19 protein-coding genes and 1 other RNA gene are annotated in these 18852 nt (G+C 68.2%); 2 read left to right on the plus strand and 18 right to left on the minus strand.

Features of this window, described 5'->3' with window-relative positions:
• Nucleotides 1-34 precede the first annotated feature (34 nt).
• The 13 genes from tilS to EV666_RS11280 all read right to left on the minus strand — a co-directional run bounded on the left by tilS (nucleotide 35) and on the right by EV666_RS11280 (nucleotide 12331).
• Nucleotides 35-1159: a tRNA lysidine(34) synthetase TilS gene (gene tilS / locus EV666_RS11215; RefSeq protein WP_132007653.1), complete on the minus strand. Its 1125-nt coding sequence runs from the start codon at nucleotides 1157-1159 to the stop codon at nucleotides 35-37.
• A gap of 7 nt (nucleotides 1160-1166) precedes the next feature.
• On the minus strand, nucleotides 1167-1940 hold the full coding sequence (gene ybgF / locus EV666_RS11220) for a tol-pal system protein YbgF (protein WP_132007656.1): 774 nt from the start codon (nucleotides 1938-1940) through the stop codon (nucleotides 1167-1169).
• Between the two features lie 101 nt (nucleotides 1941-2041).
• Nucleotides 2042-2551 (minus strand): peptidoglycan-associated lipoprotein Pal, encoded by a 510-nt coding sequence (pal, locus tag EV666_RS11225; protein ID WP_132007881.1) that lies wholly within the window; start codon nucleotides 2549-2551, stop codon nucleotides 2042-2044.
• Nucleotides 2552-2712: 161 nt separating this feature from the next.
• Nucleotides 2713-4131: a Tol-Pal system beta propeller repeat protein TolB gene (gene tolB, locus EV666_RS11230; RefSeq protein ID WP_132007659.1), complete on the minus strand. Its 1419-nt coding sequence runs from the start codon at nucleotides 4129-4131 to the stop codon at nucleotides 2713-2715.
• A 231-nt stretch (nucleotides 4132-4362) separates the two neighbouring features.
• The gene (locus EV666_RS18235; RefSeq protein WP_165909987.1) at nucleotides 4363-5517 is read right to left on the minus strand and encodes a hypothetical protein; all 1155 of its coding nucleotides are present in this window, start codon (nucleotides 5515-5517) and stop codon (nucleotides 4363-4365) included.
• 10 nt (nucleotides 5518-5527) lie between these two features.
• A complete protein-coding gene (locus tag EV666_RS11245; RefSeq protein ID WP_132007665.1) occupies nucleotides 5528-5977 on the minus strand; it encodes an ExbD/TolR family protein in 450 nt (149 codons plus the stop codon).
• Between the two features lie 25 nt (nucleotides 5978-6002).
• Nucleotides 6003-6716 (minus strand): protein TolQ, encoded by a 714-nt coding sequence (gene tolQ, locus EV666_RS11250; protein WP_132007668.1) that lies wholly within the window; start codon nucleotides 6714-6716, stop codon nucleotides 6003-6005.
• Nucleotides 6717-7146: 430 nt separating this feature from the next.
• The gene (locus EV666_RS11255; RefSeq protein ID WP_207906398.1) at nucleotides 7147-8352 is read right to left on the minus strand and encodes an ABC transporter substrate-binding protein; all 1206 of its coding nucleotides are present in this window, start codon (nucleotides 8350-8352) and stop codon (nucleotides 7147-7149) included.
• A 243-nt stretch (nucleotides 8353-8595) separates the two neighbouring features.
• Nucleotides 8596-9045, minus strand: a complete 450-nt coding sequence (gene ybgC / locus EV666_RS11260) for a tol-pal system-associated acyl-CoA thioesterase (protein ID WP_132007674.1) — start codon at nucleotides 9043-9045, stop codon at nucleotides 8596-8598.
• A gap of 4 nt (nucleotides 9046-9049) precedes the next feature.
• Nucleotides 9050-10204 (minus strand): Holliday junction branch migration DNA helicase RuvB, encoded by a 1155-nt coding sequence (ruvB, locus tag EV666_RS11265; RefSeq protein ID WP_132007677.1) that lies wholly within the window; start codon nucleotides 10202-10204, stop codon nucleotides 9050-9052.
• A gap of 117 nt (nucleotides 10205-10321) precedes the next feature.
• Nucleotides 10322-10945 (minus strand): Holliday junction branch migration protein RuvA, encoded by a 624-nt coding sequence (ruvA, locus tag EV666_RS11270; protein ID WP_132007680.1) that lies wholly within the window; start codon nucleotides 10943-10945, stop codon nucleotides 10322-10324.
• Entirely contained in the window at nucleotides 10942-11472 is a 531-nt protein-coding gene (gene ruvC / locus EV666_RS11275) for a crossover junction endodeoxyribonuclease RuvC (protein WP_132007683.1), read from the minus strand. Before ruvC ends, ruvA begins: the two co-directional genes overlap by 4 nt.
• A gap of 106 nt (nucleotides 11473-11578) precedes the next feature.
• Nucleotides 11579-12331 carry a YebC/PmpR family DNA-binding transcriptional regulator gene (locus EV666_RS11280; RefSeq protein WP_132007686.1) on the minus strand — a complete coding sequence of 251 codons (753 nt, stop codon included), beginning with the start codon at nucleotides 12329-12331 and terminating at the stop codon, nucleotides 11579-11581.
• Nucleotides 12332-12947: 616 nt separating this feature from the next.
• Between EV666_RS11280 and EV666_RS11285 the strand changes: the two genes are divergently transcribed.
• Nucleotides 12948-13565: a Dps family protein gene (locus EV666_RS11285; RefSeq protein WP_132007689.1), complete on the plus strand. Its 618-nt coding sequence runs from the start codon at nucleotides 12948-12950 to the stop codon at nucleotides 13563-13565.
• Nucleotides 13566-13649: 84 nt separating this feature from the next.
• Here EV666_RS11285 and EV666_RS11290 read toward each other — a convergent pair whose 3' ends face one another.
• The 5 genes from EV666_RS11290 to EV666_RS11310 form a co-directional block, all read right to left on the minus strand.
• Nucleotides 13650-14474, minus strand: coding sequence for a TIGR00282 family metallophosphoesterase (locus tag EV666_RS11290; protein WP_132007692.1), 825 nt, complete (start codon nucleotides 14472-14474; stop codon nucleotides 13650-13652).
• A 187-nt stretch (nucleotides 14475-14661) separates the two neighbouring features.
• Nucleotides 14662-15321, minus strand: coding sequence for a 5-formyltetrahydrofolate cyclo-ligase (locus EV666_RS11295; RefSeq protein ID WP_132007695.1), 660 nt, complete (start codon nucleotides 15319-15321; stop codon nucleotides 14662-14664).
• 72 nt (nucleotides 15322-15393) lie between these two features.
• Nucleotides 15394-15546: non-coding RNA, 6S RNA (gene ssrS / locus EV666_RS11300), on the minus strand.
• Nucleotides 15547-15676: 130 nt separating this feature from the next.
• Nucleotides 15677-16096, minus strand: coding sequence for a cell division protein ZapA (locus EV666_RS11305; protein WP_132007698.1), 420 nt, complete (start codon nucleotides 16094-16096; stop codon nucleotides 15677-15679).
• Between the two features lie 2 nt (nucleotides 16097-16098).
• The gene (locus EV666_RS11310; protein ID WP_132007701.1) at nucleotides 16099-16377 is read right to left on the minus strand and encodes a DUF4164 family protein; all 279 of its coding nucleotides are present in this window, start codon (nucleotides 16375-16377) and stop codon (nucleotides 16099-16101) included.
• Between the two features lie 295 nt (nucleotides 16378-16672).
• Between EV666_RS11310 and tkt the strand changes: the two genes are divergently transcribed.
• Nucleotides 16673-18688, plus strand: a complete 2016-nt coding sequence (gene tkt, locus EV666_RS11315) for a transketolase (RefSeq protein WP_280990836.1) — start codon at nucleotides 16673-16675, stop codon at nucleotides 18686-18688.
• Nucleotides 18689-18852: the final 164 nt, after the last annotated feature.

Genomic DNA, 18852 nt, shown 5'->3' on the forward strand with positions numbered 1-18852 from the left:
GGTGATCGCCGCGCGGAATTCCAGGCGGTGACCATCAGGCGCCGGCGCGTTGTTTCCGGGGTGGCTCCGCCGCGCCGCGGCAGACGCCATGGCGATCAAGCCGCAACGCCAGTCCGCCCAATGTCAGCGTTTCAGGGCGGCCGGCGCCGGCGGCGGCGACCAGCCGCTCCGTCGCCCGCTCCAGACGCTCCAGACGCAGCGGCGCATCACCGGCGCCGCGCGCGCCGCTCATCAGCCGCCCCAGCCCCCGCACCGCGATCTCGGCCGGTTGTTCCCCCAGCCGGCGCATGTCGACGCTGAAGCCCCCAGCGCTACCCAGCGCGCCGGCGTCGGCCAGGGCGCGGTCCACCATATGCTCCAGCGCTGCGTCAGCGCGGGCGGCGCGGGCGGCGAGGCGCAACAGCCGCTCCCGGCTGAGCCCGAGCGCCGCCAGTTCGCCGGCGAGGCGGCGCAGCCTGCCCCGCCCCTTGCGTGGATCGCGGTTGCCAGGATCGACCGCCCAGTCCCACCCGGCGGCGGCGCAAACTGCGACCAGGCGGCTTTTTGGCAGGGATAGCAGGGGCCGCGCCAACCACAGGCCCTCCCGCTGCGCCAGGGGCGCGATGCCGGCGAGGCCAGCGACGCCGGAGCCGGCGCACAGGCGCATCAGAACGGTTTCCGCCAGATCGTCGGCGTGATGGGCCGTCAGCACATGCGAGGCGCCCCTGCGCCGGGCCTCGGCCAACAGCAGCGCATAGCGCGCGGTCCGCGCCGCCTCCTGCACGCCGCTCACCGGCTTGTCGCCCTCCCAGATCAGGATCTCGCCTGGCGCCCCCACCGCCCGCGCCCGCGCCATCACCATGCGGGCTTCACCGGCCGCTTCAGGGCGCAGGCGGTGATCAACGACGGCGACGGCGAGCGGCGGACGCTGCTCCCCGCGGGCCAGCCCCTCCGCCCGCCAGCGCGCCGCCAGATACAGCAGCGCCAGGGAATCGGGGCCGCCGGAAACCGCCAGCAGCAGACCGGCGGCGGTCGCAAGGCCGGAAAACAAAAAATCCGCCTCGCCGGCGGTTACGGGGGCGTCGTCGGAGACGCGTCGGCCATCCGGGCCAGCGGCCTGTCGCCGGATTTCCTCCTCCTGCGGGGAGCCTGCCTCCTCCGATGGACCGGCGCGCCTCATCGAAGCCTCAGCATTTCGTACGGCGGCGTTCGCGCTCCACGGCCGAGCGCACGTCCACCGAGGCATTGGGATATTTGCGCAGCACCTCAGCCAAAGTGGCGCAGGCTTCCTGTTTGGCGTTGAGCCGCGACAGCGACATGCCGAGCTTGACCAGCGCATCCGGGCCACGGGCCGATTTGGCGTATTCGGTCGAGATCTTCAGGAACTGCTCGGCCGCCTCGCTGTACTGCTGGCGCTGGAAATAACTTTCGCCCAGCCAGTAGATGGCCTCCGGCGCGCGCCGGTCGCGGGGGTTGGCCTGCAGGAACTGGCGGAAGCCCATTTCCGCCGCCGCATACTGGCGCTGCTGGAACTGGCCGCGGGCATTCTCGAAAGCGTCGCCGCCGGCGCCTGCCGCCCCGGTCTGGCCGGCGACCTGCGACGAGCCGCCGGGGGAGACGCCGGCGCCGGCGTCGCCGCGCCGCTCACGTCCTGGCGATGTCGACGGCGCGGGCGAAGCGCCGCCGCCGCCAGATTTTTCCTGCAGACGGAACTCCACGTCCTGCTGGAACTTGCGCAGCTGTTCGTTGAGCCGGCGGTTTTCAAACTGGAGCTGCTCGATGCGGCCCGACATGGTCCGCACCTGCTCCTCCAGCTGGCCCATGCGCACCACAATGTCGGCGGCGTCCTGGGCCCGCGCCGCCGGCGCGGGCAGCACGGCGAGCCCCGCCGCCAGGGCAAGCCCGCCGAAGAGCGCGGTTACCCGTGAAAAAGCGGCTAACTTTGGCAATTGCAACGTCATGTCGGCCTGTCGTTTCGCTGTCCTGCGGAAAGGAATGGCGACCTGGATGCAGCGCCGCCGCCGCCCCTTCCCGAAAGAAGCAGCGGCGCGGTTTACGCCGCTCAGGAGCCGGCGCCGTCCAGCACGATCACGCTGCGGCGGTTCTGCGACCAGCACGAGATGTCGTTGCAGACCGCGACGGGGCGTTCCTTGCCGTAGGAGATGGTGCGCATGCGCGAGGAAGCAACGCCGCGCGACGCCAGATAGTCCCGCACCGACTGGGCGCGGCGGGCGCCAAGCGAGTAGTTGTATTCGCGCGTGCCGCGCTCGTCGGCGTGACCCTCGACGACAAAGGTGTAATGCGGATAGCGCGCCAGCCAGGCTGCCTGGCGATCGAGGGTGGCGACGGCCTGCGGCGTCAGCGAAGTGCTGTCGACCTCAAAGAATACACGGTCGCCCACGTTGACCACGAAGTCCTGGGCGCTGCCCGGCGTGCCGGCGCCGCCCATGCCGTAACGGCTGCCCGCCCCGCCAGCGCCGCCGTTGACGCCGTCCTGGTTGTTCTTGGCGCAGGCGCCGAGGGAGAGCGCCGCAACCATCGCCACGACCGCGAACGCCGCGCGGCGGCCCATCCGCCTGTCCGCCTTGCCGATAACTGCTGCCGACATCATCAATCCTTCCTGGAAGCTTTCGCCTCGACATGTCCGCGCCAGCCGCGCGCTGTCATACAAGCGCTCAAAAAGCCAGCGATGTGGTAAAATTCCGATTAATCGTCGATCACGCGGCCTGCGGTTCACCGCATTTCGGAAAGAACCTGCGACCAGCCCGGGTCCGACGCGAAGCCGGAGGTGCGGATCGGCGCCTCCACGCGGCCGGTGATGTCCGTCATGTACAGCTTGCTGCCGCCCTCGCCGCCCGGGTCGCGGAAGAACATCAGAAACTGGCCGTTGGGCGCCCAGGTCGGCCCCTCGTTGTGGAAGCCTTCCGTCAGGATGCGTTCGCCAGAGCCATCCGGCTTCATGACGCCAATGGCGAACATGCCCGCCTTCTGCCGGGTGAAGGCGATGAAATCGCCGCGCGGCGACCACACCGGCTGGCTGTAGCGCCCCTCGCCGAAAGAAATGCGCTGGGCGTCGCCGCCAGAGCCCGACATCACGTAAATCTGCTGGCCGCCGCCGCGGTCGCTCTCAAAGGCGATGCGGGCGCCGTCCGGCGAGAACGACGGCGAGGTGTCGATGGCGCTGGCGCTGGTCAGGCGCGTGGTGGTGCGCGAGCCCAGGTTCATCAGATAGATATTGGCGTTGCCGCCCTGCTGCAGGCTCAGCACGATGCTCTGGCCATTGGGCGAAAAGCGCGGGCTTGAGGTCATGTCGGGGAAATTGCCGACCATCTGGCGCTGCCCGGTGTCGATGTTCAGCACCTGGACGCGCGGCTGCGAACCCCGCGCCTGGGACATGTAGGTGACTTCGGCCGAATTGGGCGCGAAGCGCGGCGTCACCACGCTTTCCTCGCCGCGCGTCAGGAAGCGCATGTTGGCGCCGTCGGTGTCCATGATGGCGAGGCGCTTGCGGCGCTGGTCGCGCGGGCCGCTCTCGTCCACATAAACGATGCGGGCGTCGAACATGCCCTTGAGGCCGGTTAGCCGCGACAGGATCGAGTCGGCGATGATGTGGCCGACCCGGCGCCAGTTGTTGGCGTCGGTCACGAACTGCTGGCCGGTCATCTGCTGGCCGGCGCTGACGTCCCACAGGCGATAGGCCGTGCGCAACCGGCCGCCGTCGCGGCTGACGCGCCCGGTGGCCAGCGCCTGGGCGTTGATGGCCTGCCAGGCCTGGAACGCCGGCACCGCGTCGAACTCGATTGGCCCTGGCGGGAAGGCGCCGCGATCGAGCGGCGCGAAATAACCGCAACGCTTCAGGTCGGCGGCGACGACGCCGGCAATGCGCGCGCCGAGGTCCGGATCGCCGCCAAAATCGGCGATGGCGATAGGCAACGGCTGGAAATTGGCCCTGTCGAGGGTGATGGAGATTTCAGCCCGCGCCGGCTGCGCCCAGGTGGTGACGGCGCTCACAGCCGCAAGGCCGCCGGCGGCGACGCCGCCCCGGAGCAGGGCGCGCCGGCCAGGATCAACAAGGCCCTCCCCGGCGCCGGCTGACGGCAGGATGAGGCCTGCGGACCTGGCGACGCGGTGAAACAGATGATCAGTGGCCATGGTGCTTCCGGCGTTCATTGAGGTGGTCATTTTCGGGCGTGTGTAGTTCTTGCGGCAATTCTTGCCGCCCGGCGCAACGAAGCCGAATTTCCGTCATGGGCGTGACCGCCGCATGCAAAAACATCAGATCCATAAACCACGCCGGCTCCCATGCCAGCGAAGTTTTGCCTGGCGCAGATGGCAAAACCATGTCGGGCGCAATCTTCCGGCCGGGCGTCGTTGCTCCAGATCTCATCCCAGAAACTCCCGGGCGTCGAAGACGATCCTGAAATTGCGCCAGTCATTGTAAAATGGCGCGAACTGCTGCGGCACCCGGAACGGCGCGCACATGCGCACGGCGCGCACGGCGCTGTCCGCCATGGCGCGGAAGCCCGGGTCGGACGAACTGTTCGCCACCATCGGCTGGCCAATCACCGCGCCGTCCGGTCCCAGCACCACGCGCACATCCGGCTTCAGATCCGGGTTGGAGCCCATCGGCGGCGACCAGCATCTGGCCAGCTGCTCCTTCAGCATGGCCCCCAGCGCATCCCGCTGCGACATCGACAGCTTCGGCCCGGTTCCGGTTTGCGTGCCCGCCGTCGAACGCTGGTTCAGCTCCGGCCCGGTGGAAGCGGAACGCTGGTTGGCGTTGCGACTGGCCAGCAGCTTGCGGATATCCGTCGGGTTGAAGCTCTCCCCCTCCGGCGCCGGTTTGGCGGCCGGTTTTTGCGCGGGCTTCCCGGCCGGCTTTGGCGTCGGCTTGCTGTCCTCGATCAGCTTCGCCAGATCACGGCGCGCCGGCGCCTCCGGCTTCGGTTCAGGCCGTGGCTTTGGCTCGGGTTTCGGCTTCGGTTCAGGCTTCGGTTCGGGCCTGGGCTTTGGTTCAGGCTTTGGTTCAGGCCGGGGTTCAGGTTTCGGCTCGGGTTGCGGCTCTGGTTTGGGTTCGGGCGTCGGCTCGGGACGCTGCGGCGGCAGCGGCGCCGGCTCCGGCTTCGGTTCCGGTTTAGGTTCGGGCTTCGGTTCCGGCCTGGGTTCCGGCCTGGGTTCCGGTTTCGCGGCGGCGGCGGGCGGCGGCGTGTTCTCCTGCGCCTGCGCCAGATCGCGCGGCCGCGACGGCGGGGCGGGCGCGTCCTGACGGTCCGTGGCCGAATCCGGCTTCACGTCCCGCACCTCCGCCTGTTTCTCGGCGCGCAGCGTCGGCTTTTCCGAAACCTCCTTCGAGGTCTTCTCGCCGCGCGTCATGGCGCGCAACTGGCTGTCCGTAATCACCTCGACAGGCACCGCCTCCATCTGCTCCTCGAAACGCGGCGCGGAGGCGAGCGCGATCAGCGCCGCGACCAGCAGGCCGGCGTGGCCGAGCGCCGAAAGCAGCAGTCCTGGTTCCTGTCTGGACCAACGGAATTTCATTTCGGTCCGCTCAGCCCTTCTGATCCGGCTCGGTGACGAGGGCGACCTTCTTGAAACCGCCGGCGGTGATCAGCCCCATCACCTGGGCGATGCGGCCGTAATCCACCTTTTTCGAGCCGCGCAGATAGATGCGCTCTTCCGGGCCAGCCTTCGCCGCCTCGCGCAGGGCCGGAACCAGCGTGTCGTCGGACAGCTGCCGGTCCTCAATGTAGATGCGGCCCTGGTCGTCCACCGACACCGTTACCGGCTTCTGCTCCATGTTGAGCGGCGCGGCGGAGCTTTGCGGCAGATCCAGCGGCACGCCGGTCGCCATCATTGGCGCGGCGACCATGAAGACGATCAGCAGCACCAGCACCACGTCGATGAATGGCGTCATGTTGATGTCGGCGAACCCGGCGCTTTTGCGCGCCCCGCGCCGGCGCCGCGCGCCGCCCGTTCCGCCAGCCATGCCCATACCCATGCCTGTCTCCTTCCGGCGGTCGCGGTCAGGCCGCGTGCCGCTCGTCGATCTGCCGCGACAGGATGGATGAGAACTCGTCGGCGAAGCCCTCCAGGCGCGTCTGCGCCCGCGCCGCCTCCGCCTGGTAGCGATTGTAGGCGATCACCGCCGGAATGGCGGCGATCAGGCCGATGGCGGTGGCGAACAGCGCCTCGGCGATGCCCGGCGCCACCACGGCGAGCGAGGTGTTCTTGGAAGCGGCGATGGAGCGGAACGAGGTCATGATGCCCCATACCGTGCCGAACAGGCCGATGAACGGCGCCGACGAGCCAATGGTGGCGAGCACCAGCAGCCGCGATTCCAGCCGCTCCATCTCGCGCTGGATCGACACGTCCATCACCTTGTCGATGCGCTGCGGCAGCGAGGCGATGGAGCGTCCGGCCCCCTCGAATGAACGCTTCCACTCGCGCATGGCGGCGACGAACACCGCGGCCATGCCGGTCGGCGTCCCGTGCGCTTCGGCGCGATACAGCTCCTCAAGCGACTGGCCAGACCAGAAATTATCCTCGAAGGCGTTCATGTCCGCGCGGGTGCGACGGAACAGCAGCGCCTTGTCGATGATGATCGCCCAGCACCAGACCGATGCGCCGGCCAGCCCCAGCATCACCAGCTTGACCACGAAGTGAGCCTGCCAGAACATGTGCCAGAGCGACACTTCCGTTACCGGCGCGGCGACCTGAGCTACGTCGACGGGGTTCATTAATCTTCCTTCCGGCCTGAAACATGCTCCGCGCGGGGATGCCGCTGCATTCCGCGAAGAAGAAAAGGCGTCACATCAACCAGACAGGCAAAAGGCCGTCCGGCCAGGGGCGCGCCAGCAGTGGAGCCCTCCATCGGCCGGCTCCGGTGGCGGGCGCCTGACCTGTCCGGTTGCGGCGCCGGTTGCTTCACGGCGCTTTATCCACCCTGTGTCCTCTCCCCGGATTCTGTCGAAAGCTTGGCCACATATGGGAGTTGCCATGACAGGGCGGAACCGGGCGCCGGCTGTGGCGATGTTGGCGCCATCAAATCCGGACATGGTTAAGACAGGCTGAACGGGCGGTCCTGTTGGGGGCGGAAACAGCAAAAAGCCTGCCCCGGCGTGGGGGCAGGCTTCGCGGCGGAACGGCCGGCAGGCCGGCGCATGCAACTTATTCGGCGGTCATCTCTTCCAGGACGACCCAGTCGTTGCCCTTGAACTGCTGCAGCTCCAGCCGCTTGAACGGCACGTAGTCCTGCGGCGTGGTGTTATACGTGCTGCCCGGCAGCAGCGCCGGTCCGTGCACGTTCTTCAGGTTGGTGGCGATCCGCAGGATGTTCTCGCGGGTCAGATTGTCGCCGGCCTCGCGCAGGATATGCGCCATGACGTGGGCGAAGGAATAGGTGACGAAGCCGATCTCGTTGGTCTTGTCCTCGTTCGGCAGATACTTCGCCAGGAACGCCTTGTAGGCGATGACATCAGGGTCGTTGGCCCAGCGCGGGCTGGTCATCTGCTTGTAGGCGGTGGCGCCGATGATTCCCTGCACCGTGTCCAGACCGGCGGCCTCAAGGAAAACCCGACCGGTCGACGGGCTGACCACCAGATGCATCGGCTGCCAGTTCAGCTCGTGCACCTTCTTGAAGATCTGCGGCGTCGCCTTGCCGAGGCTGACGTTGAAGAACACATCGGCGCCGGAATTCTTCGCCGCCAGCACCTGACTGTCCATGGTCGGATCGGTCAGCTCGTAGGTCACTTCCTTGATGATGTTTTTCGCCTTGTCGCCGAGGCCCTTCTTGAATCCGGCGACATAGTCCTTCCCGAAGTCATCGTTCTGGTAAAGGATGGCGATCTTGCCCTCTGGCTTCGTCTTGGCGACGTAGCGGCCGAACACCTCGCCTTCCGTGCCATAGAGGAAGAAAGCCGGCGTGCTCCACGGGAACGCCTTCGGCTGGTTCCACTTGTTGGCGCCGGTCGAGACCAGCAGCTGCGGAATCTTCTTGCTGTTGAGGTATTTCTGCACGGCCGACTGGGCGGCGGTGCCGCTGGAGCCGAACAGGGCGAGCACGCCCTCCTGCTCCACGAGCTTGCGGGTCTGCTCCACCGTCTTTGGCGGCGAGAACGAATCGTCCAGCGAGATCAGATTGACCTTGCGGCCGTTAATGCCGCCCTGCTCTTCATTGAGCTTGCGGAAATAGGCGACCTCGGTGCGGCCCTGGATGCCATGAGCGGACAGGGGACCGCTGTAGGGCATGGTCTGGCCGAGGCGGATTTCCGTATCACTGGCCCCCTGGTCGTATTTCTTTTCAGCGGCGATGGCGAAAGCCGGCGCACAAGCCAGGGCCGCCGCGACCAGCGCGCGGGTCAAATAACGCGTCACGATTTCTCTCCCTTACCGACGCTCTGGAGAACCGTCGGTCAGGGCGCGCCCCGACCGCCTGTCTCCGGCGTCTGCCGGGAAATCTCATAACGCGTTTCATCGTTTCCGCAAGCCGGCGCGGTCGTCGCAACGGACGGCCGCGCGAGCCCGCCAGCCGCCGCGACAAATTTTCTGATCTTCTGGCGGGGCCCGCCCCGGCATATCACCGGCAAGCGGCGCCATGGCTGGCCGGATACGGCGGCGTCAATCGCCGCCAAGCAGCGTGCGGATTTCATCCGGAATTCGCGCCGGCTTGCCGCCGACGATGGCGGCGACGCGCACCTCGGCGGTGAGGATCTCGACCCCGTCGCGCAGGATGCGCTGGTCGATGATCATCGAGGCGCCGCGCATCTCGCGGGTGCGGGTTTCGATGGTCAGCACGTCGTCCATCAGCGCCGGCAGCTTCCAGTCGATGGTCATGCGGCGCACGGCGAAGAACAGGCCGCCCGCCGCCAGCATCACCGACTGGTTGGCGCCGATGGCGCGCAGTGATTCGGTGCGGCCGCGCTCCAGGAACCTGAGATAGTTGGCGTGATAGACGATGCCGGAAAAATCGGTGTCCTCGTAGTAAACCCGCACCGTCAGCAGGTGCCGGCCATCAACAACCACCCCGCTCGCCGGCTCCAGCCCGCTGTTTTCCGCCGCCGAATTCATCGGTTCACGCCTCTTCTTCCGATTGGTCACGAAACAGCGCGTATTGGGCGGCGCCGGGGGCCGGCTCCGCAAGCCCCAGATGCCGGAAAGCATGCGGCGTCAACAGGCGACCACGCGGGGTGCGCTGCACGAAGCCCTGCTGGATCAGATAAGGCTCGATGATTTCCTCAATGGCGTCGCGCGGCTCCGACAGGGCGGCGGCGATGGTCTCGACGCCCACCGGTCCGCCGCCGAATGACAGGGCGATCATCCGCAGATACTTGCGATCCATCAGGTCCAGGCCGATGGAGTCGACGTCGAGCAGGCTGAGCGCCCGGTCGGCGATTTCGCGCGTCACCTGGTCCGCGCCGCCCACCACGGCGAAATCCCGCACCCGCCGCAGCAAGCGCCCGGCGATGCGCGGCGTGCCCCGGGCGCGGCGGGCGATCTCGTTGGCGCCGTCGTCGCTCATGCCGACGCCGATCACCCGGGCGCCGCGCTTCACGATCAGCTCCAGCTCCGCCACCGTGTAGAACTGCAACCGGATCGGAATGCCGAAGCGGTCGCGCAGCGGCGTGGTCAGCAGGCCCTGCCGCGTCGTGGCGCCGACCAGGGTGAACTTTGGCAGGTCGATCTTCACCGAGCGCGCCGACGGCCCCTCGCCAATGATCAGGTCGAGCTGGTAGTCCTCCATCGCCGGATAGAGAATTTCCTCCACCGCCGGGTTGAGCCGGTGGATCTCGTCGATGAACAGCACGTCGCGCTCTTCGAGATTGGTCAGCTGCGCCGCCAGATCACCGGCGCGGGCGATCACCGGGCCGGAGGTGGAGCGGAAATTGACCCCCAGCTCGCGGGCGACGATCTGGGCGAGCGTGGTCTTGCCAAGGCCCGGCGGGCCGACGAACAGCACGTGGTCCAGCGCGTCATTGCGGGCGCGGGCGGCGCGAATGAACACGTCGAGATTGGCCCGGGCCTGGGCCTGGCCGATGAACTCCTCCAGCGCCAGCGGCCGGATCGAGCCCTCGCCGTCCTCATCGCGCGCCTCGGCCGAGACAAGACGGTCTGGCGCGTCCTGGAGGTCGGCGTCACGCGCGGCGCCTTTACCTGGCGCGCCCCTGCCCCTGGGAGCCCCTGGCCCGCGTGGCGCGCCCCTGCCGCTCCTGCCGCCCGTTCCACTCATCGCTTTTCCACTTCACGGCCGCCACCGGGCCTGCGCATTTCCGGGCGGACCGCCTCCGCTTGCATCCGGAAAATGCGTTGCGTCAAACAGCCCGTCGCCCCTGCTGGATAAAGCCAGTCAGGCGCCCTGCGCCAGTTGCTTCAGGCCAAGGCGGATCAGCGTGCGCGCCTCCGCGTCCTCGCCGGCTTCGCGCATGGCCGCCGCCACGGCGATCGCCGCCTGGGGCTGGGCATAACCCAGATTGACCAGCGCCGAAACCGCGTCCGCCGCCGCGCCGGGGGCGGCGCCCTCCGCCACATTGCCCGCCAGGCGCGCCGCGCCCATGTCCACATGGCCAAACACCGGCGCCTTGTCCTTCAGCTCCGCGACGATGCGCGCCGCCAGCTTGGGCCCGACGCCGGGGGCCCGACCCACCGCCGCCCTGTCGCCCATGGCCACCGCCGTGGTCAGCGCCGCCGGCTCCAGCACCGAGAGCACGCCGAGCGCCACCCGGGCGCCGACGCCCTGCACGTTCTGCAGCAGGCGGAACCACTCGCGCTCCTGATCGGAGCGGAAACCATAGAGGCGGATCATGTCCTCGCGCACATGGGTCTCAATGGAGAGGGTCGCCGCCTCTCCGACCCGCGGCATGGTCTGCAAGGTGCGGGCGGAACAATGCGCCACATAGCCGACGCCCTGCACGTCGAGGATGACGTGATCCTCGCCGAAACTGTCGACGATGCCCTTCAGCTTGCCGATCATCGCCCGCTCCCGGCCAGCAGGGCGAAGCGCGCGACGCGCTGCGCCGCGCCCCGGTGCTGTGCGTGGGTGATCGCCACCGCCAGCGCGTCGGCGGCGTCGGCGGTCTCTGGCGTCGCCTTCGGCAACAGCACCCGCACCATGGCCTCGACCTGCCGCTTCTCGGCGTGGCCAACGCCCACCACCGTTTTCTTGACCTTGTTGGCCGAATATTCCGACACCGGCGCGCCATACAGCGCCGGCGCCAGCAGGGCGACGCCGCGGGCCTGGCCAAGTTTGAGAGTCGACTGGGGATCCTTGTTCACGAACGTCTCCTCCACCGCCACCTCGTCCGGCTCCCACGTCGCCAGCACGTCGGCAAGACCATCGTGCAGTTCGCGCAGCCGCAGGGCCAGTTCCGCGCTGTCGGTGGAGCGCACGCAGCCACAGGCGACGAAGCTCAGCCGCGTGCCGACCGAGGCAATGACGCCCCAGCCGGTGCGGCGCAGGCCTGGGTCAATGCCCAGTATGCGAATCGGTGTGGACGTCATGCTGTATTTAGACCGAACAAACTATGAACATCCAGTCAACGCCCGCAAAAAAGGGCGGTCCTGAACGGACCGCCCTTCCATGTCGCCGCGATGCCCGGCGAACCGGTCAGTCCTCGCCGGAAATCTTCGCCATCAGCGCGTCGGACAGTTCGAAATTGCCATAAACGTTCTGCACGTCGTCATGGCCGTCGAGGTTGTCAATGAGCCGGAGGATTTTCTCGCCGGCCTCGTCGTCCACCGCGACGGTGTTCTGCGGCCGCCAGGTCAGCGCCGCCTTGCGGGCGTCGCCGAAGCTCGCCTCCAGCGCCTTCGCCACCTCATGCAGGCTCTCCTGCGAGGTGATGATCTCGTGGCCGTCGTCGGAGGACGACACGTCGTCGGCGCCGGCCTCGATGGCGGCTTCGAGCACCGCGTCGGCGTCGCCAACCCTGGCGTCGAACTCGATGACGCCAACGCGATCGAACATGAACGACACGGCGCCGGTTTCGGCCAGGCTGCCTCCAGCCTTGGTGAAGATCGAGCGCACGTCGGAGGCGGTGCGGTTGCGGTTGTCGGTCAGCGCCTCGACAATGACGGCGACGCCGCCCGGGGCGTAACCCTCGTAGCGGATCTCTTCATAGTTTTCGGAATCGCCGCCCTGCGCCTTCTTGATGGCGCGCTCGATATTGTCCTTGGGCATGTTCTCGGCCCGGGCGGCCAGAACCGCGGCGCGCAGGCGCGGGTTCATCGCCGGATCCGGCATGCCGAGCTTGGCGGAAACGGTGATTTCACGCGCCAGCTTGGAGAACAGCTTGGAGCGCGCCGCATCCGCCTTGCCCTTGCGGTGCATGATGTTCTTGAACTGCGAATGTCCGGCCATGTGACCTCGTCATCCCTTCCGGGGCCCGGCGCAGCCGGCGCCCATCTGTCAGCATCATCGCCAGGCGCGGCGGGCGCCGCCAGGCCTGACCAAACGTCCTCAAAAACAAACGTGGGCGCGGACCGCCGGCCGGCGGTCCGGCCGTTTTCACGCCAGTGCGTTCTCCGGCGACGTGGTCGCCGCCTGCGTCAGGAATGACGCGTCACGTCAGGGTGTGGAGCGATAATCCGGTCCCTTGACCGGACGCCGCCCCCTGGAGAGCGCCATGTCGCCGCAAACCCGGCGGCGACCCCACGACCATGCATTGGCGCTGTCGCCGGAAGCGGCGCGCCTGATGCCGCCCTTATAAGACCAGGCGACGCCTGATGAAAAGCGTCATGCCGCCTCCATCCTGCATCCGACGCCGCGACCGGCCGCTTGCGGCGCCGGCAGGCGCCGAGGCGAAACGCGTGAATGTGATCGCCGGAGCATGGAACAACTGGCGGCGCAGGTTCTTTTGTATGTCAGCCTGATCGCGCCAGCGCTGGTGGAGGAAGCGCCTCCCCCGGTCCGCGCGGCGTGGGCGCCCGGGACATGCGGGGCGCCGCCATCACAGGAAGAAGGAGAAGGACGCGTCATGGCCAGAAACGCAACCACGCGCACCGAAGCAAAGTCCGGCTCCAGGGCAGGAAGCAAAGCCCCGGCCCGAGGCGCCGCCAGGGCCCAGCCCGCCCTGCCTGATCGTGACGCTGGCTCCAACCGCCTCGATACGCCGTCGGACTTTTCCCCGGAGGCCGTGCTGGCCATCAGCGACGCGCTGAAGGTGGCGCTGGCCGACACTTTCGCGCTTTACCTGAAAACGAAGAATTTCCACTGGCACATGAGTGGCGCGCATTTCCGCGACTATCACCTGATGCTCGACGAGCAGTCGGAGCAGATTTACGCCAGCACCGACGAACTGGCCGAGCGCGCCCGCAAGATCGGCGGAACCACCCTGCGCTCCATCGGCCACATCGCCCGCCTGTCCACCATCAAGGACAACGACGCCGAATATGTCGCTCCTGAAGACATGCTGCGCGAACTGGTCAACGACAACAAGACGCTGACGCGCTCGCTGCGCAAGGCCCATGCGGTGGCCGACGAGCATGACGACTGCGCCACCACCAGCCTGCTGGAAAACTTCATCGACACCGCCGAACGCCGCACCTGGTTCCTGTTCGAGGCGGCGCGCGCGCCCGATCGCGACGGACGCTGAAAAGCTTCAGGCGAAGCGACGTGCGCTTCGCCTGCAATCAATACGCCAGCCAGCCGGGCCCTTCTGGCCCGGTCTGTTCTGGCGTCACCGCTCCCAGAACGCCGGAACTGCTTCTTCCAGATGCGGTCCCAGCCGCACCGGGGCGACGCGGATCGCCAGGCCGGTGCGGTCATCGGTTTCCACGGCAAGGCCGCACAGGGTCGCCTCGCCCTCGGCCGGCTCGAAACGGCTGCCGGGCGTTTTTTGCAGGAAGCGACGCACAGGCTCTTCCTTCTGCATGCCGATGACGCTGTCATAGTCGCCGCACATGCCGGCGTCCGACAGATAGGCGGTGCCGCCCGCCAGGATGCGATGATCGGCGGTGGGCGTGTGGGTGTGGGTGCCGACCACCAGGGTGGCGCGACCGTCGACGAAATAGCCAAACGCCTGTTTCTCGCTGGTCGCCTCGGCGTGGAAGTCAATGACGATGGCGTCGCAGGCCTCGCCCAGCGGGCAGGACGCCAGCTCCCGCTCCGCTGCCGCGAACGGATCGTCCAGCGCCTCCATGAAAATCCGGCCCATCAAATTCATCACCATGACCCGGTGACCGGAGCCGGTCTCGATCATGGTGGCGCCGCGCCCTGGCGTTCCGGGCGGAAAATTGGCCGGGCGCACCATGCGCGGCTGCCGCTCGGCGAACACCAGCGCCTCACGGTTGTCGAAAGCGTGGTTGCCCAGGGTCACCACGTCGGCGCCCGCGTCGAGCAGCCCGTCACAGATCGCCTCGGTGATGCCAAAGCCGCCGGCGGAATTTTCGCCGTTGACCACCACGCAGTCCAGCGACCAGCGCGAGCGCAGCCCCGGCAGACGCTCCGCCACCACCTGCCGGCCCGCCCGGCCGCAGACATCGCCCAAAAACAGCAAACGCATGACGCCTCCACAATCCGGTTGCGTCTGGCCTGAAGTCGCGGCGGCGACGCCAGACGCAAAACCGCTGCACCATGGAAGCGCAACATGCTCCCGTGCTTCATTCCATAACACGCGCGCCCCTTCAGGAAAGCCGGCGGCGGCGGCGCCCCGTGGATCGCGTCACATGGCGGAACCGGCCGGGGCGGGATCAGGCCCGCGACGGCCGGATCAGCTCGCGTTCGGTGACAATGGCGTCCAGCGGCTGGTCGTGCGCCTCGCTGAAGGCGCTGGCGACCTCCTGGGCGGCAAAGGCCAGGGCGACCGCCTGGACCGGACCGGCGGCGCGCAGCCGCTCCAGCGCCCGGTCGAAATGGCCGGCGCCATAGCCCAGCCGGCCGCCGCTCCGGTCAAACGCCAGGCAGGGAACCAGCGCCAGCGACGGCGAGCATTCCGGCGCTTCCGCGCCGGGGCCGCGCGTGCCAAAGCCGGCGTCAACGAGCGGATCGCCCGGGCGCCAGAGCCGGAAAATCAGGGTGGGATGGGCGACAACCGGCAGGCTGGTGGCGAAACCGGCGGCGGCCAGCGCCTGCAACAGCGGCAGCGGATCGATTTCACTGCGAATCGGCCAGTAGGCGGAAACGACGCCGCCGATATGGAAATCACCCACATGGGTCATGAAGCGCGCCGCGATGGCCCGCGAGGCCGCGTCGCGTTCAGCCGGGGCGACGGCGTCGCGGATCGCCCGCGCCCGCCCGCGCAGCAGGGCCTTGGGCGTGCTGTCGGCGGACGTGCTCGCGGCCGACGTGCGCGTGGCCGACGTAAGGGCGGCCTCCTGGGGCGCCGCGGGATTTGCTGACGGCTGGGTCATGGGCCTGCGGTCACCGCCGGCTGGAACGGCCGCGCGGAAAAGGCGAATTGCGCGGAAAGGGCGAATTGAAAGTGCGGAGCCACAATGGCCGATGGAGTGCGATCCCGGGAAACCTACAAAGTAGGTGGGCGCCGTATGCCCAGGTCCACGGACCTGGGCAGGTACAGCTCCCTTGGGATCGTTAAGGCCCCGGGGAAATGCTCCTGTCGGGCCTCACAGCCCCGCATCAGCAAAATAGGCCGCGCCCGGCGTTTTTTCCAGAGCGCAGCCCCGCCGGCGCCCACAATTCTGCCGGCTGCGACGCCATGGCCCAGCGTCCAATGGCCTGGGGGGACGCCTGGCGGGGGCGCCGGCCTCAATCGCCAGGCGGCGTCACCGCGAAAGCCGGCGTCGCGGCGACGGCGCCGCCGGAAACCGACATGGGGTTGAGATCCCGCGCCAGGCTTTCGATTCGCTCGCTGACACGGATCAGCGCCGCCGCCGCCTGGCCTTCCGCGTCGGCGATCCGCTGGTCGCCGCCCGCCAGCGCCGAGCGCACGGCGCGCATTTCCGCATCATGTTCGGAAAGCCGCTTGCGGACCTCCTGCAACTCGTCAAGCACGGTCAGCGCCGCCATCACATGCAGGCGCAGGTCGCCGATCTGGCCAAACGCCTGCTGCATGTCGCTGACGCGCCGGTCGAATTCCGCGGCGAGCCCGGCGAGATGATCCTCCTCGCCGTCGGCGCAGGCCATGCGATAGATCTTGCCGGCGATGGAAACATTGAGTTGCGCCATGGTCAGGCCTCCCCGTGTTCATCGGCGGCCAGCACCGCGGTCACCACGCCGATCGCCCGCTCCACCCGCTCCTCCACCTCCGAGGCGGCGGCCTGCAGACGGGCCAGCCGCGCCATGGCCCCGTCCAGATCAACGGCCAGCCGCGCCCTGTCGTCCTGCATCAGCGACAGTTCGGTCTCAATGTCGATGGTGCGCCGGTCCGCCTCGGCGCGGCGGGCCGCCGCCGCCTCCAGCGCCGTCAGCGCCGCGTCCAGTCGTTTCAGGGCCTCGTTGAGATTCATGGTCTCCGCGCTTTGCTTCGCCTGCCGCCCGTTTATATCCCCTGAGCCGGTGCGGATGCAAAAGGCATGCGCGCGCCGCGCGCCAAAACCCTCCCGGCCAGGCAAGATTTGGCCAGGCGGGCGGCCCCGCCAGCATTTCGCCATGTCTTTGCGCCATGAAGCGTCCCAGCGCCATGAGGCGCGAGCGCCTGCGTCGCGGGTGATTGGCCAGCCCTTACATTGACTCGCGTCCAGCAGGTGCTATCTAGCCCGCGCGCGTCCTGTACGGTCTCCCGCAGGCGGCGCGTCCAGCCAGATCCAGCCGCAACCGGACGTCCAGATGACCCATTCCGTTGAACACCGCCGCCTCGCAAACGCGATCCGCGCGCTTGCCATGGACGCCGTCGACAAGGCGAACTCCGGCCACCCCGGTCTGCCCATGGGCGCCGCCGACATCGCCACGGTGCTGTTCACGCGCTACCTGAAATTTGATCCGAAAGCCCCGAACTGGTCGGACCGCGACCGGTTCGTGCTGTCCGCTGGCCATGGCTCGATGCTGCTGTACGCGCTGCTGTATCTGACCGGATACGACAGCGTCTCGCTCGACGACATCAAGAAATTCCGCCAGCTGCATTCGACGACCCCGGGCCACCCGGAGAACTTCATCACCGCCGGCGTCGAGACCACGACCGGCCCCCTCGGTCAGGGCATCGCCACCTCCGTCGGCATGGCGCTGGCCGAGCGCATGCTGGCCGCCGAATACGGCGACGACCTCGTCAGCCACCATACCTATGTGCTGGCCTCGGACGGCGACCTGATGGAGGGCGTCAGCCAGGAGGCGATCGCCCTCGCCGGCCACCTCAGGCTGTCGAAGCTGATCGTTTTCCACGACGACAACGGCATCTCCATCGATGGTCCGCTGTCGCTGGCCGATTCCGTCGACCAGGTGAAGCGCTTCGAGGCGGCGGGCTGGAACGCCATGCGCATCGACGGCCATGACCCGGAGGCGATCGCCGCCGCCATCGACCAGGCGCAGAAGTCCGACCGCCCGACCCTGATCGCCTGCCGCACGGTGATCGGTTTTGGCTCGCCGAACCGCGCCGGCACCTCCAAGGCCCACGGCGAGCCGCTGGGCGCAACGGAGCTGGCCGCCGCCAAGGCGCAGCTCGGCTGGGAATACGGCCCCTTCGAGGTTCCGGACGACATCCTGAACGCCTGGCGCGCCGCCGGCGCCCGCAACAACGCCGTGCACCAGGCCTGGACCGCCCGCTTCGCCGCCCAGCCGGAGGCGCGCCGCGCCGAGTTCGAGCGTCGCGTCAACCACATCGTCCCGGCCGGCTTCGACACCGCCATCGACGGCCTGAAGCGTAACCTCATCGCCAATCCGCAGACCGTCGCCACCCGCAAGGCCAGCGAGATCGCGCTTGACGCCATCACGGTCGCGGTTCCCGAGCTGATCCTCGGCTCGGCCGACCTGACGCCGTCCAACAACACCAAGACGAAGAACCTGAAGGAAATCAGCCCCGGCGATTTCGCCGGCCGCTATATCCATTATGGCATCCGCGAGCACGGCATGGCCGCGGCCATGAACGGCATGGCCCTGCACGGCGGCTTCCGCCCGGCCGGCGCCACCTTCTTCGTCTTCACGGACTACTGCCGTCCGTCGATCCGCATCGCCGCCCTTTCCGGCATTCCGGCGATTTACGTCATGACCCATGACTCGATCGGCCTCGGCGAGGACGGTCCGACCCACCAGCCGGTGGAGCACCTGGCTTCCCTGCGCGCCATGCCGAACCTGGCCGTGTTCCGCCCGGCGGATACGGTCGAAACGGCGGAAGCCTGGCAAATCGCCATCAACCGCACCAGCGGCCCGACCCTGCTGGCCCTGTCGCGCCAGAACCTGCCGCAGGTGCGTCACGACCACGTGCAGGAGAACCTCTCCGCAGCCGGCGCCTATGAGCTGGCTCCGGCCGACGGCGGCAAGGCCGAGGCCACCATCTTCGCCTCCGGATCGGAAGTGGAGCTGGCGCTGGCCGCCCGCGAGCAGCTCAAGGCCCAGGGCGTCGCCGCCCGCGTCGTGTCCGTGCCCTCGCTCGACGTTTTCCTTGAGCAGCCCGAGGACGTGCGCAAGGCGGTGATCGGCGACGCGCCGGTGCGCGTGGCGGTGGAGGCCGGCGTGCGCTTCGGCTGGGACGCCGTCATCGGCGAGAACGGCGGCTTCGTCGGCATGTCCAGCTTCGGCGCCAGCGCGCCTTACAAGGAGGTCTACAAAAACTTCGGCGTCACCGCTGAAGCCGTCGTGGACGCCGTGTTGAAGCGCCGCAACGCCTGATCTGCCCAGTACGGCCGCTTTGCGGCCGTACTGCTTCCGGCGCCGCCTTTTGGGGGCATTGGCCGGCGACCGTTCAGGCGAGATATGTCGTGATGCGCCCCGGGGCGCCGCGCAGGCGAGGGCATTTCCCGGCATGCCGATGCGGGGAAATGTATAAAAATCAT

It is taken from the genome of Camelimonas lactis (assembly GCF_004342915.1).
Lineage (GTDB): Bacteria > Pseudomonadota > Alphaproteobacteria > Rhizobiales > Beijerinckiaceae > Camelimonas > Camelimonas lactis.